Annotated in this window: 9 protein-coding genes and 1 pseudogene; 4 read left to right on the top strand and 6 right to left on the bottom strand. The window is 50.5% G+C overall.

Features of this window, described 5'->3' with window-relative positions; genetic code table 11:
• Positions 1 to 146: 146 nt before the first annotated feature.
• Positions 147 to 1,133, top strand: a complete 987-nt coding sequence (locus tag VB741_RS22600; RefSeq protein WP_323367478.1) for an RNA polymerase sigma factor, RpoD/SigA family — start codon at positions 147 to 149, stop codon at positions 1,131 to 1,133.
• A 225-nt stretch (positions 1,134 to 1,358) separates the two neighbouring features.
• Here the strand turns inward: VB741_RS22600 and fmt are convergent, their stop codons facing one another.
• The 4 genes from fmt to VB741_RS22580 form a co-directional block, all read right to left on the bottom strand.
• Positions 1,359 to 2,354: a methionyl-tRNA formyltransferase gene (gene fmt / locus VB741_RS22595; protein WP_323367477.1), complete on the bottom strand. Its 996-nt coding sequence runs from the start codon at positions 2,352 to 2,354 to the stop codon at positions 1,359 to 1,361.
• Between the two features lie 155 nt (positions 2,355 to 2,509).
• Positions 2,510 to 3,481 carry an OmpA family protein gene (locus tag VB741_RS22590; protein ID WP_323367476.1) on the bottom strand — a complete coding sequence of 324 codons (972 nt, stop codon included), beginning with the start codon at positions 3,479 to 3,481 and terminating at the stop codon, positions 2,510 to 2,512.
• On the bottom strand, positions 3,465 to 4,997 hold the full coding sequence (locus tag VB741_RS22585) for a DUF4335 domain-containing protein (protein ID WP_323367475.1): 1,533 nt from the start codon (positions 4,995 to 4,997) through the stop codon (positions 3,465 to 3,467). The genes VB741_RS22590 and VB741_RS22585 overlap by 17 nt, the downstream gene beginning before the upstream one ends.
• Positions 4,994 to 5,602 carry a DUF3038 domain-containing protein gene (locus tag VB741_RS22580; RefSeq protein WP_323367474.1) on the bottom strand — a complete coding sequence of 203 codons (609 nt, stop codon included), beginning with the start codon at positions 5,600 to 5,602 and terminating at the stop codon, positions 4,994 to 4,996. The genes VB741_RS22585 and VB741_RS22580 overlap by 4 nt, the downstream gene beginning before the upstream one ends.
• A gap of 373 nt (positions 5,603 to 5,975) precedes the next feature.
• Between VB741_RS22580 and rmuC the strand changes: the two genes are divergently transcribed.
• Positions 5,976 to 7,547, top strand: coding sequence for a DNA recombination protein RmuC (gene rmuC, locus VB741_RS22575; protein WP_323367473.1), 1,572 nt, complete (start codon positions 5,976 to 5,978; stop codon positions 7,545 to 7,547).
• 161 nt (positions 7,548 to 7,708) lie between these two features.
• Positions 7,709 to 8,299 carry a hypothetical protein gene (locus tag VB741_RS22570; protein ID WP_323367472.1) on the top strand — a complete coding sequence of 197 codons (591 nt, stop codon included), beginning with the start codon at positions 7,709 to 7,711 and terminating at the stop codon, positions 8,297 to 8,299.
• 264 nt (positions 8,300 to 8,563) lie between these two features.
• On the opposite strand, the pseudogene VB741_RS26510 reads toward VB741_RS22570, so the two are convergent.
• Positions 8,564 to 8,952, bottom strand: a pseudogene (locus VB741_RS26510) (hypothetical protein); the annotation flags it as partial.
• A gap of 946 nt (positions 8,953 to 9,898) precedes the next feature.
• Between VB741_RS26510 and VB741_RS22565 the strand changes: the two are divergent.
• Entirely contained in the window at positions 9,899 to 12,400 is a 2,502-nt protein-coding gene (locus VB741_RS22565; protein WP_323367471.1) for a DAHL domain-containing protein, read from the top strand.
• Here the strand turns inward: VB741_RS22565 and VB741_RS22560 are convergent.
• Entirely contained in the window at positions 12,397 to 13,308 is a 912-nt protein-coding gene (locus tag VB741_RS22560) for an alkaline phosphatase family protein (protein ID WP_323367470.1), read from the bottom strand. The two genes, VB741_RS22565 and VB741_RS22560, sit on opposite strands and share 4 nt — an antisense overlap.
• Positions 13,309 to 13,423: the final 115 nt, after the last annotated feature.

Here is a 13,423-nt window from a genome sequence, read left to right as displayed (position 1 = left end):
GGCAATTTACCCAATTGCAATCCGGTTTGTTGTGCTCTGCGTATACCGTTACAGACCACTATCTAAAACAATTCAACCCACGGTCTCAAGGTTTAAGACCATTCCTTACACTGACACACTTTTCCAGCGGAGGTCCATTAAGAGCTATGTCCAAGCTGAAAGCCCCAAAACGAACTGCCCAAGTTACGTTTAGCACGGATACTGTACGTACCTATCTTCAAGAGATCGGCCGTATACCTCTACTTACCCATGAAGAGGAAATTGTTTTGGGTAAGCAGGTTCAGCGTCTGATGGCTTTACAGGAAATGAAGGAGACGCTAGACGAAGAACTGGGTCGGGATGCGAATCGGGCCGAGTGGGCAGAATCTGCTGCTGTTTCCGAAACGGAGCTAGCTCATCAGCTCCTGCATGGCCAGCGGGCAAAACGTAAAATGATTGAGGCCAATCTTCGGCTGGTGGTGGCCGTTGCCAAGAAGTACCAGAAGCGTAATCTAGAGTTTCTAGATTTGATTCAAGAGGGTACCTTAGGGCTAGAACGCGGTGTGGAAAAATTTGACCCCATGAAGGGGTACAAGTTTTCCACCTATGCTTACTGGTGGATTCGTCAGGCGATTACCCGGGCCATTGCTCAGCAGTCGCGGACCATTCGTTTGCCGATTCACATTACTGAGAAGCTGAATAAAATCAAGCGTGAACAGCGGGTTCTGGCGCAAAAGCTGGGTCGTAGTCCGACGGTAGGTGAAATTGGTCAGGAGCTTGAGTTGACAGCTGAGCAAGTGCGGGAATATCTAACCATGTCCCGTCAGCCTATTTCCCTCGATGTGCGCATTGGGGATAACCAGGATACTGAGCTGCAGGAGCTACTGGAGGATGACACTGCATCCCCAGAGGATTACACGATGCAGCAGTCTTTGCGGCAAGATATTCGCAATATGCTCACAGAGCTGACTCCCCAGCAAAAAGAGGTGATCAATCTGCGATTTGGCCTCACGGATGGTACTCAGCTTTCCCTGGCCAAGGTTGGACAGCGCATGGGCATTAGCCGTGAGCGGGTCCGCCAGCTGGAGCAGCAGGCGCTGAAGCATTTACGTCGCCGTAAGGCAACGTTTCAGGGCTATTTAGTAGCTGGTTAAGCTCGGGCTGGCATTCTTCTGGACATCATAAAGCCCCTGGTTACCAGGGGCTTTTCTTTTGGTTGATTATTTTTTGCCCCCTACAGGGTTCTTATGGGGTCCCCAGTTGATTATTTTTTACCCCCTACACAGTCCCTATGGGGTCCCTAGTTAATTATTTTTTACCCCCTATACGGTCCCTTAGGGGGTCCCTAGTTAATTATTTTTTGCCCCCTATACGGTCCCTTAGGGGGTCCCTAACTGTTCGCCGACGGCCAACCGATTGCCATTGGCTAAGACCCAGCCCGATTGGGATTTTTTGCCGGCGGGCTGTACCTGACGCAGTAATAGGTAGCCTTCGCCTGTGGCAATGACCGGACCATAGTTTTTCCAAAGGGCGGCAATCTGGCCAGGTGGGGTGGGTTGCAGGGTGCGGTACAGGTCCTTTAGGGGCTGGTAATCCGGGGGGAGCTGGGGCCAAACGTTCTCAATTAAGGGAATAGTTTCACTGATTTTGAGGGGCTGCTGACGCAATTGGGTGACGCAGTTGGGATAAAAACCGCGCACTTGATTGTGGATGGCGAGGGCAGAACGTTGCCAGTCGATGGTGTAGTCGGCTTTTTTGATCAGTGGAGCATAGGTGGCCTGGGCTGGGGTTTGGGGGATGGGACGAAGGGTCTGACCGTCGAGTTGGTGCAGGGTATTGGGGAGTAACTCAGCCGTTAGTTGGGATAATGTTTCGGCCACGGTCCAGGCATTGTCTAGCAGCCCAATGGGCATGGTGGTTTTGAGTAGCATGGGCCCGGTGTCCATGCCAGCATCCATCAGCATGGTGGTCACACCGGTTTCAGCATCGCCATGGTGAAGACTCCATTGGATGGGGGCTGCGCCCCGGTAGGCGGGCAGGATGGACCCGTGACCATTAATCGCCCCTAACCTGGGCATATCTAAAATTTCTTGGGAGAGAATTTGTCCATAGGCCACCACTACGAAAGCGTCGGCTTGACAGGATCTTAGAAGGTCAAGGGTTGCCGTATCTTGCTTGATTTTTTGCGGCTGCCACAGGGGAATACCCGCCTCTGTGGCCACTGTTTTGATAGGGGATGGAGTCATTTTGCTGCCGCGACCTCGCCGTTTGTCTGGCTGGGTGACAACGGCGACCACATCAAAATCTGGATCGTTGAGCAGACGGAGCAGACTAGGTACCGCAAACTGAGGGGTACCAAAGTAGACAATTTTCATTGCGGGGGGGACACAGGGGTGGAAGTTACGGCATTAGTCGGTTGATTAAACCTTGGCCAGGTCCAGAACGGTTATCTAGAAAAGTCGTTTTGGCTGAGGGCAAGCCACAGGTTTTAATCTAGGTTTTAACTGGGACTGGGTTTACCATCCTGACTTTAGCGACGATCAATGGCAATCTCAATGCGGCGATTGCGTTGACGAAGGGGGGGAGTGCTGTTGTCGGTGAGGGGGTGACTTTGACCATAGCCGATGGTAACCCAACGATGGTCAGGTAGATTGCCGGATAAATAGGCCCTGAGGGCGGTGGCTTGTTGAAAGGCTAGGGTTAGGCTTTGGGAGGGTTCCATCTGGTCGTCGGTATAGCTGCCGATCAGGATGGTGGCATGGGGGTATTGGGCTAGGTCTTCAAAAATACTGGCGAGCAGACCGGGGGCAGTGGTTAAGAGCCGAGCCGAGCCGGGGGCAAAGAGGGCATCGCTGGGTAGGGTGATTTTGAGTTCGGTGGTCTCTAGTAAAGGATGTTGAGTTTTCAAATCATCGGTTGGCGGTGGGTTGGTAGCGGTTTCTGAGGTTTGGGGCTGAACCGGTAGGGTGGCGGAGGGGTGTTTTGGCGCTGGGGTCAATCGCTTTTCTAGACTAGCTAGTCTACTTTCCACCCCTGCTGTGGATTGAGCCTGGCCGAGTTTGCTTTCGAGGTCTAATAACCGTTTGTGGATGGTTTCAAATTCTTGTTGGAGTGCGGCTAGTTCTTCTTTGGCGATCTGCTGTTCTCGATTATTTAGGGCAGCCGGGGGCTGGGTTAGGGGATCCAGGGGCTGGGTGGGAATGGGAATGGGTTCGATGCGAGTTTCTGGTGGCGGTGCGGGCTGCCAGCGACTGGGCAAGCGCTGGATTTCGGTAATCACACGATTGGTACGACGCAGGATGACTTCCTGGAGGGGAATTTGCTTGGCTGGTGCGGCGATGACTCTGGCTATGGCCGTGCCGAACAACCAGGCCATGGGCATAGCCGCCAGCAGTAGCCCCAACCCCAGTAGGATATCTGTCCCATAGCTTACCCAAGGACGGCGGGCAGGGGAGGGGACTGGCAGCGTTGGGGATAGTTCGGGTTTATCGTGGCCATCCATTCCAAGGGTTAACCTCTACGACCCTGGAGTCATTAATGACGACCAGAAAATCGAGTTGGGGTTTCTCGGTGGCAGGTACTTTAACTAAACTGGGGAGCTTAAACTCATTGGCGTATTGCTCGGCTGGTGCATTAGCGGCTTCATAACCAGTGATGGTACCGTCGCTGTCTAGGCGGACACGATAACGCAATTCTGGGCCAGACCAATCGTTGGCTCGAGCGTTAATGATGGTGCGTCGCAGTTCCTCATTCAGCTCGTAAATGCGATCGGCATCTTGAATCGGTTGAGCTACCAACGCTCCTAGATTTCCTGCTGTACTGGCGGATTGAGGTGAACTATCTGCCACTTCCCCACTGGTTTCATTACTGGTTTCACCATTAATTTCTCTGGGGGCTGATGTGCTAGCTGACGGTTCTATTTTGTTGTCTTCTGCGCCAGGACTTGGGGGTTCGGGTTCGGAGGTGACGGTTTCAGGGGTGACAATTTGATCGGACAGGACTTTAACCGTGCCGTCAGGGGCAAAGGTGACGGCAAACTGAGCCACTGATTCTGCGATCGCATCCTCAGTGGAAACATAGGTCAGGCCGGGAAGGGGGGTGCTGTCTATCCCTTCTAGAGAGGCCGTATCTAAGGGTTTATAGCCAACAATATCGCCGTTTTGAGTGACCGAGATCTGATAGCTGAGGGGCTGCTCAAAGGTGGCATCACCGGACAACTTGCCGGTAATTTGCTGCTGCACCTGCTGCTGCAATGTTGCCAGCTGAGCACTATCGGTAATCGGACTCGGCGGTGCATCGACCGTAGCCTGATCGGCTGGGGTCTCAGTGGCATCCGTAGCAGGCTCGGTAGTGGGCTCAGCAGTGGGCTCGGGCTCATCACCCGCTGCTGGCGAGGTATCTTCTAGGGCAGCAGTATTCTGCTGATCTAGACCCTCGGGTTCGACCAGTTCTGGTACTGGTAAGAAGAATAGTCCCAAGGCTGCGATCGCCAGGGTACCAGCCCCCAATAGGGGGGGGATGGCTCGTTGGGCCAGGGGCTCTGAGGCTCTAACATACCGGCGGGGAAGGGGGGCCAATTTGACTGACAAGTCCGGCAGGGTTTGGTTGTCAGCGTAGAACTGATCGATGGCTTCAGCCATGTCAAACAGCTGTACCGTAGACAGTTTAATAGTTTTGGCCTCGGAGTGAGCTAGGGATTCCCGCGCTATATCATCCAGGATCTCAGGTTTAAGGATGAGGCGATGATATTGACCTGAATCCGGTTCCACCGCCACGAGGGACGTCTGGGAAGACATGTGTGCCGGATGCTCAAGACCGCTGAGCAAACGCTGGCAATAGGCACTCACCGCCACAATCAGGGCCTTAAAAAAATCTGAGCCGCCCTGGAGGGATTTCTCCACCCCGATAATTTTAAATTCAGCATTGGCCAAAATGGACAGCACATCGGACGCGTCCGTGCTGAGTCCTTCTAAGATTAAGCTGCAGTTGGGCAGCACATACTGACGTTTAATGGTCATGATACCTCTCCGTCAAACAGACTGGTCCACAGTCGTTCTTCACCCCGGGTGCCGGTACATAATAGCAACTGAGTTAATAAGGAGAGGGCTAGCTCGTCTAATTTTTCATCCGTGCTGTAGGTCAGCACCATGGCTCGTTTAGGATTCATCCGCGCCCGGAAATGGGAGCGAAATCGGGTCAGGTATTGGGCCAAACGAAAGTGGTGATCGAGGGAAAGTTGCTTATCCTGCAGTTGCTGATAGCCCAAAAATAGCTGGCGAATCAGCACTGTTAGCTTTCGACAGAGGTAACAGACCACCAATACCAGGGCCTTTGCTTCCTCTAGGGAGAGGGGTTGGCGCTGGTTAAACTTTCGTAGGGGGTTGGTACTCCGCAACCGCCATAGATGAACCCGGCTTTTGAGGATATCCTGCAAACCCAAATCTCTGATGGCGGCTAGCATCAGCTGAGCTGCATTCAGTTCCAGCGCCTCGACGGCAAGCATAATGAAATCCAGCTGCGTTTTGGCCCGGCGGGGGCATTCAGCGCTTTGGGTACCATAGTTGGGCAGCTTTTCCAATATTGGAGGTCTGACAGGTTTCTCTGGTGGGCTTTTAACGGTCATTCCCTATAAGGCTCTTGATGAATTGAATCGCGACAGTGGATGAAAATGGATGGTTGGGCCTATTGTGGTCCGGCCAGCTCTTATCAAAACATAAACTAGATCAAAGTTGAAACTCTGAGTTTTTCCTAGGAGAAGCTTAAGTTTTGCATGGGGGCCTAGGCTAAAACAAACTACGACGACCGTATTTGGCTTTACTTAATATCAATACTTATTCATACCTTCTATGAAGGTACCCGGTAGCCGTAACGGAATGAACGTGATCTCCTAAAACCCTTAAGCTTTATGGCTGGTTGCTAGGCTGATGGGCAGCCGATTTTGCGATTACTGGATGGGGTGTTACCCTATGGTGCAATAGTAATTATGTACTTAGCCTATGGAGTGGCCGGTAATTTTTCTGGCGGGGGCGGGGGCAGGCTTTGCAGCCAGCTGGTTGGTCTGGCAGTTGCGCTACCAGACCGTACGGGAGCGCGCTAAGAATGATTTGGTGGCGGAACGGGCCACCATGGTGGAGCAATTACATACTAAGGATGGACAGCTGAGGGATCTGCGTCAGCAGATTCAGGGTTTGCAAACGAGTCTAGAACAACAGCGCCAGGTGGGTGCGATCGCAACCGCCCACCAGGCCGCCGCTGAAACCAAAGCCGCCCGGACAGAACAGTTGCAAGCCCAGGTGCAGCAGCTGCAAACAGACCATAGCCAGCTGCTGGCCGATCTGACCCAGGCCCGCACCCAGCTCCAGGAGCAACGGCAGGCCACCGAGGAAAAACTGTCCTTATTGCACCAGGCTCGAGACCGGATGTCAGACGCCTTTAAGGTACTCTCGGCCCAAGCCTTACAGACCAACAACGAAGCCTTTTTAAACTTAGCCCAAACTAAGCTGGGACAATTTCACACCCAGTCCAGCAGTGAACTACAGCAGCGCCAGCAGGCGATTGATGGTTTGGTCCAGCCATTGCGGTCCTCCTTGACCAAGGTGGAAACCTATTTGCAGGAGTTGGAGCGCCACCGCCTAGTGGCCTACAGTCAGCTGACTGAGCAGATCACCCACCTGGCCACGGGGCAGCTGCAGTTACAAACGGAAACCGCCAACTTGACCAAGGCTTTGCGGGCCCCCAACGTGCGAGGCCGCTGGGGAGAAATTCAACTGAAGCGGGTGGTGGAAATCGCGGGCATGGTAGAGCACTGCGACTTTAGCCAGCAGGTGGTGACGGACAACGGTGCCCTCCGGCCAGACATGGTGGTGCAGCTGCCCCAACAGCGCCGCATTGTAGTAGATGCTAAGGCTCCCCTGTCCGCCTATCTGGAGGCCTTGGACATCATGGATGAACCCCAGCGGCTGGCAAAGCTGAAGGAGCACGCCCAGCAGGTGCGGCGGCATATTCAACAATTGAGTCAGAAGGCCTATTGGGATCAGTTTCAGCCCAGCCCTGAGTTTGTGGTGTTGTTTTTGCCGGGGGAGATTTTCTTTAGCGCTGCCCTGGAGCAAGACCCCAGCCTGATTGAAACCGGCATCGCCCAGCGGGTAATTTTAGCCACCCCCACCACGTTGATTGCCCTGCTGAAGGCGGTGGCCTATGGCTGGCAACAGGATGCCGTAACGGAAAATGCCCAGCAGATTAGTCAGCTGGGGCGAGAACTCTATGAGCGCATACGGGTGTTTACCGGCCATTTACAAAAGGTACGGCGGGGGTTAGACACCACCGTCGATAGTTTTAATAAAGCGGTGGGGTCGTTGGAAAGCCGGGTTTTGGTCAGTGCCCGCAAGTTCAAAACCCTGGGGGCTGGTACGGGAGATGATTTAGACACCATTGAGCCGATTGATCGGGTACCTCGCTCTGTACAGGCATTGGTAAATCAGCCAGAAGGCCCTTTAGCGAATGAGTACGAAGCCCCTTTAATGGATGAGTCAGAAGAACCGGTAGAGCCATCCACAAAGGGACCCTGAAGAATCTATAGAAGTTCTAGACAATCTGCGATGGATAATAGAATGCTCTAACAAACCTCTATTGCAGTGGCGATCTCATGGACCGCGTCTCCTTACTAAAATTTGCCCGTTATGCGTTCTATACCGGTTTAGTAGGCGGCTTGCTTTATCTTCTGATTCCCATGGATATCCCTTCATTGCAGCCCCTGCTGATTAAAATTGTCCTCCAACAGCTGACCATCCTGATTATCGTGGCTCTTTTTTTAGAGCGTGCCCTAGAGGTATACAAGCTGGTTTATTTCTCGCCGGAAAAAGAACGGTTGGCGGTCAAGGTAGAGGAATTTCAGGCAGAACTCCAGACCCTATTGCCCCAGGTTGAGGCCCAGGTTGAGGCCCAGGTTGGAGATAGTGCTCCAGGCGAACGTATTCAGGCAATGAAACTCAGCTTATCCAATGCAAAAGAAAACCTTTGGGTTTATAAAAACCATGTGCGACAGAACCTTCTGAGGGCAGCCATTGGGTTTGGGCTATTGATTGGACTGGTGGGGGTGAGATCTCTAGAAGGTGCGTTCGATTTCCCTGTCCCAACGTCGGTGTTGGAGATTTTTCGCTTTTACCTGTTTAGGGTACTGGATTTGATTCTGACCACTGGCTTAATTGCCGGAGGTAGTGAAGGGATTCATAACATTATCAAAACGTTAGGAGACCTTTTGCCCGACGTATCGAAAAAAGTTATTGGCCTGGTCCGGGCCATTAAGCAAAATCCCACCTGACTGTTGATGGAAACTGCAACAGTTCCAGCATTTAAGAGGCGGTCCAGGTAGTCCATCATTCCAGCGGCCCACTGCATTAGGTCTGCCTTCGATGGAGGTTTGCCGTTAGGCAGGGTGGCTTTCGAGTACTAGTGCCAGCGGTCAACCCACCCCGGAGCCCCTCCCAGGAGGGGATAGGTTATCGGCTTTTGCATGAAGTACTGCATGGGTTTCTAGCCTTAGAACAAAATCAGCACATGGTATGGACCTGTGTATTCACTCTTTTCACTTCACTCTTTTTACTTCACTCTCTAAAGAGCCTATTTGAGATCTCTGAGAAGCAGATGCAATGCTCTTGAGCATTAGCCTGACGAAGCATAGGTTAAGCTTATTGGTCGCATTATCAAGGTTCTCTCAAAGTTCTTGGCCAAAATCTTGCAACGCTCCATCCAAGCGCTAGATCGTTCAATCCCCCATCGAACTGCCACAGGGACAAATCGACCTTTCTCTGCGTCGCTTTGTCTGCCTGGGAAGGCTTGGGGGACAACTCAAACTTAATCTTACTCATGATCTTCGGATACACCTCCTTAAGCGCTTCGGTCATCGGTCAGTTGGTCGGGGTGGTACCCGTGGTCTAGCAGAATCGCGATCTTTGGGATATTGAAATCACTTGACCAACTGCAGAAATTTGAATTGTGTCTTTAGTCACAAACTTTCCAGCGCGATTACTTTTGCCGATTAAAAAAATTATGGACTCATTAATTTTATTTTTCCTTCTCGTGGGGCTACGGAATGCTAAATCAGAGAGCAAATTCGTAAAGAAGAACTTATGAAATTTCGATCAATATTGTGGATCTGTCTGAATCGAACATAGCTGCTGTTCGTTAGGTTCAAATATCCATTCGAATGCCAAGGGATGTAGCGTTGGGTCAAATCGGGTAATCGGCATCTAAAAACCCATCAGCCTGGACAGTAAATTCTTAAAGAAATCGTAGAGATTACTCTGGGCAGTAAATTCCTCGAGTCTTGTGTTTTGCTGAAATCCTTACCTATCGTCGATTACAGGCACGTTTTTAACTTGGAACATACTAGCCAGTCAACGAAGGAATAAGGGTTTCAGCCTCTGAAAATGAGTCACAATGCCTCAAAACCCAGAAAATTCATATTCCCTATGCCTCTCAAAGCATTAGCAGCAAAGGTTTTGAGGAGTTCACAGGATTCAAGTAAATTTTTAAAGAATATCGTAGAGATCGCTACTATAGGTGTCGCTCCGTTTTTTCCAGATTATTGTCTAGTCTATCTGTATTGATATGTGTTATCCCAAATCATCCTTACAACCCATAGTTCTGATCGAACTTAACTTGCATGGGAGGTCTCTCTGTCATCCCTGTAATTTTCATTGTCGGTGCTGATTTATCCGGTGAACCGATCTAGAAGATGGGCATGATGTCGGGATTTTCCAGATTCTAATGATCCCAAAGATCAGCAACGTCTTCAACGACCAACCAGTAGTTAAATCATGATCGAGTATCCACTGTGCCATGTCTTACAACAAAAGGATACTGATCAAGGTCTGCAGCTTCTAGTCGCACTGATCGCTAATTTCTCAAGGAAGGTGATATGAAGCAGGAACCGATCAAAATTGCTACTTTGTTGGGGGCTGTACTGATTGAGATGGGGCTGCTGGCCAAAGGTCGTTTACTTTCCAATCAGAGTCATTTAATCTATCAGCAGAATCTTTCAGCGCAACTGCAAAGCGATTTGGCGGTCAATGAAGCTATTTTAGCCGCTCGTCTGACGTTGCAACCCTCCTATGAACCGATAAACCAAGAATTAGCTCGGCTCCAAACACTGCAGAAACAGTTAACTGAACCGCCTAGGTTTATGGGTTCTCGCAATACACAAAAGCTCGAAGCGATTCTGGGAGAAACGACTCAGCTCTTGGACAAAAAAGCCGATCTTACCAAGCAATTTCAAGCCCAAGACTTGCGCTCAAAAGAATCGTTACTGCTGTTAACTGACCTAATAGATGACATCAGACAGGCCGGTGACCAAGAGGAGAGAATGTCCCTCATGCTCACAGAACTCTTTGAAGAAATCCTCCTCTATAGCCTGTCTAATGATCAGGCTTGGACGGCAGAAATCCAACCTAAAATAGTTCAGATTCAGGCTCTAATTGACGGTGGCAACGTTGGAAATAATGATATCGATCTGGCTCTCACGCACATGAAAACTCTCTTAGAGAGTAAACAGCAGGTGAATCAAATCACTGAGTCATTATTGAGTTTACCCACGACTCAACAAATCCAAAATTTATCCATTATCTATGAAGCTGCATTTAAAGCAGCCAATGCCCAAGCTAAGTTGTTTCAGCTAGGAGCCGCTGTTTGGTTTGCCGGTGTGGTAGGGGGCATTGTTGGTCTGACTATGCGCACCCAACAAGCTCAAAAAACAGAACAAATTACCAGCGCCCTATTGGAGGGCATTGACCATGCTTTGGTCACTGTCAATCATCGATGGCTGATTACCCATGCCAACACCCAAGCCGCCAAAGAGTTGGGTAAGCCAGTATCAGCGTTAGTGGGTCAGTCTCTTTGGGCAATGTTTTCGTCAGAACTGGGGCAGGATAAAAAACACTACTACCAGCAGGCCATGGCTCAACAGTCTGTGGTCACATTTGAAACCAAGTTCACATCCAGCTTTCGTTGGCTTCGGTTTCGGCTGAATCCCACCCAACAGGGGTTGTCCATTTCCTGGCAGGATATCAGTGCCTATAAAAAAGCTGAATTCCAGCTAACACTGAGTCTAGCAGCCAATGATGAAGCTCTCCAAAAAGCAGATGAAACGCTGAGAAACGCTGAGATCGAGCGTTCAAAGGCAGAGAAGGCAAGTCGGGCAAAGAGCGAATTTCTGGCCAATATGAGCCATGAGTTAAGGACGCCGCTCAATGCCATCATTGGGTACAGCGAGATGCTGGAAGAGGATGCGGAAGATATGGGTCAAGAGGACTTTATTCCGGAGCTACAGAAAATTCAGGGGGCTGGCAAACATTTGTTGGGTCTAATTAATAATATCCTAGACCTCTCTAAAGTAGAAGCTGGCCACATAGAGATGCATCTGGAAACGTTTGAGGTGATGCCCTTGATCGATGATGTCGCTTTAACTATGCAGCCTGTAATCGCTAAAAATAACAATATTCTGAACATTCAATGTTCTGATCAAGTTGGCGTGATGCATGCTGACCAGGTTAAGGTTCGTCAAAGTCTTTTTAATCTTTTGGGCAATGCGAGCAAGTTCACTCAAAAGGGAACCATCACCATGAGTGTCATGCCATTTGAGGATGAGGATGGCAAATGGATAGACTTTTGTGTTGAAGATACGGGTATTGGCATGCGGCCCGAGCAGCTGGAGAAAGTTTTTAATGCCTTCGCCCAGGCTGATTCTTCCACCACCAAAGAATACGGTGGTACGGGTCTGGGTCTGACCATCACGAAGAGTTTTGTCCAAATCATGGGGGGGACGGTCAAGGTTGAAAGTGAAGTCGATAAGGGAACGTTGTTTACCCTCAGAATTCCCCAGACTGTTAAAGCTCCATTAATCACCTCGGAAGAGTCTGAGGTGATTAATGAGGCGGATATCGTAACAGATGTTCATCATGGTGATGAACATCTGCCAAACCATGATGAACATCTGCCAAAGCCCACTCTAATGACCTCTAGTTCCTATTCATCAAAGGCTCACTATTCAGAATGTGTGTTGGTGATTGATGATGATGATGATGCCTGCGAACTGATATGGCAGACCCTCGTAAGTCAGGGCTATTTTGTTGTGTTAACCCACAATAGTCGTAAGGGGCTTAAGATGGCTACTCAACTTCTGCCAGATATTATCTTCCTAGATGCCATGATGGCGAACGGGAATGACGGGGAAATTGTTAGAACTCTGGAGAAACATCCACGACTCTCAAAAGTGCCAGTTATTTTACAGACGAAGTCAGCGGCCCAAAATTTACCTCATATCTCAGAAACGGCTAACTATTTGTCTAAACCCATTAATCCGCAAGAGCTTTTGACCATACTTGAGAACCATCGTTCAAAACTACAGAAAGTGTCCAGTTACTAAATATCTTTTGTGGCGGCATGGGGTTGGCAGAGATTGGCTAGGATGGTGGGAGTAATACCGGTAAGATCCTGCACCTGGATGAATGCTTTAGCTGCAGGACCGATGACCCACAAAGGCACGGCATTGAAGGTATGGCGCTTGGTGGATAGGTCTTCTACATTGCCATGGTCGCTGACAACAACCAGGGTGGTGTCTGGCCCTAGGGTGTCGATTACCGCTGCTAGAAATCGATCGATGCGTTGTAGCCACGCTACAGCCCGGTCATAGACTTGGCTATGGCCAGCGTAGTCACTGAGGTAGCACTCAAATAGAGTCACGCTATGGCGGTTACCCAAGGTGGTTAGATAATTGCCTGCTACCTCGGGGGTAATGGGGACGGTGGAAATGCCACGGGAGCTGGCAATCTCGCCGGTAATGTCCCAGAATAGGGCTTCACCCTGTTCATATTCGTACTGCATGCGAAAGGTTAAACCTGCGGTCATATTCAACAATGTGCAGACTGAATAGCGCCATCGACGCTGGGCAATGGCTTCAAAGTAGGCGGGGGAATAGAGATTGGCTAGGGTGGCTGTGCCGCCCTGGGCTAGTACCTGTTTAAAGAGTCCATAGGGTTCGATCAGCTGGCGCAGGGAGCCATTGGCAAATCCGGTCTGGTGTTGACCGCGAAATTTGGCGGCGTTATGGCCGGTGTAGAGAGTGGTTTGGCCGGTAGCGCTTTGGGGCAGTCCAGGCACGCCCAGGGTGGCGTCAATGGGTTTAAGGAGAAAGTTGGGACGCTGGATATGGGCTCCCGCAAGGAGCGGTATGCCGCTTAGGGACTGGATATGGGGCATTGTCCCCGGGTCGCTCAGGGGATTGTGGGGACCAACGGTGCCTAGCCCCAGACCATCTAAAAACAACGTAAGCATTCAGGGGGTCTGAGTTGTGAGAGTTTCAATCAGCAGAGTACCTGCTAGAGTAAGCGGATGAAAGACAAGGCTCTCCCATCGATTCCCGAGGTCAGTAAAGCGGATTGGGAAAAGA

The organism is Leptothoe sp. PORK10 BA2 (assembly GCF_034932105.1).
In the GTDB taxonomy this organism is placed as follows: Bacteria; Cyanobacteriota; Cyanobacteriia; order Phormidesmidales; family Phormidesmidaceae; genus Leptothoe.
Note: the sequence above shows the minus strand (reverse complement) of the source record. Positions and strands in the feature narration are given on the sequence as shown.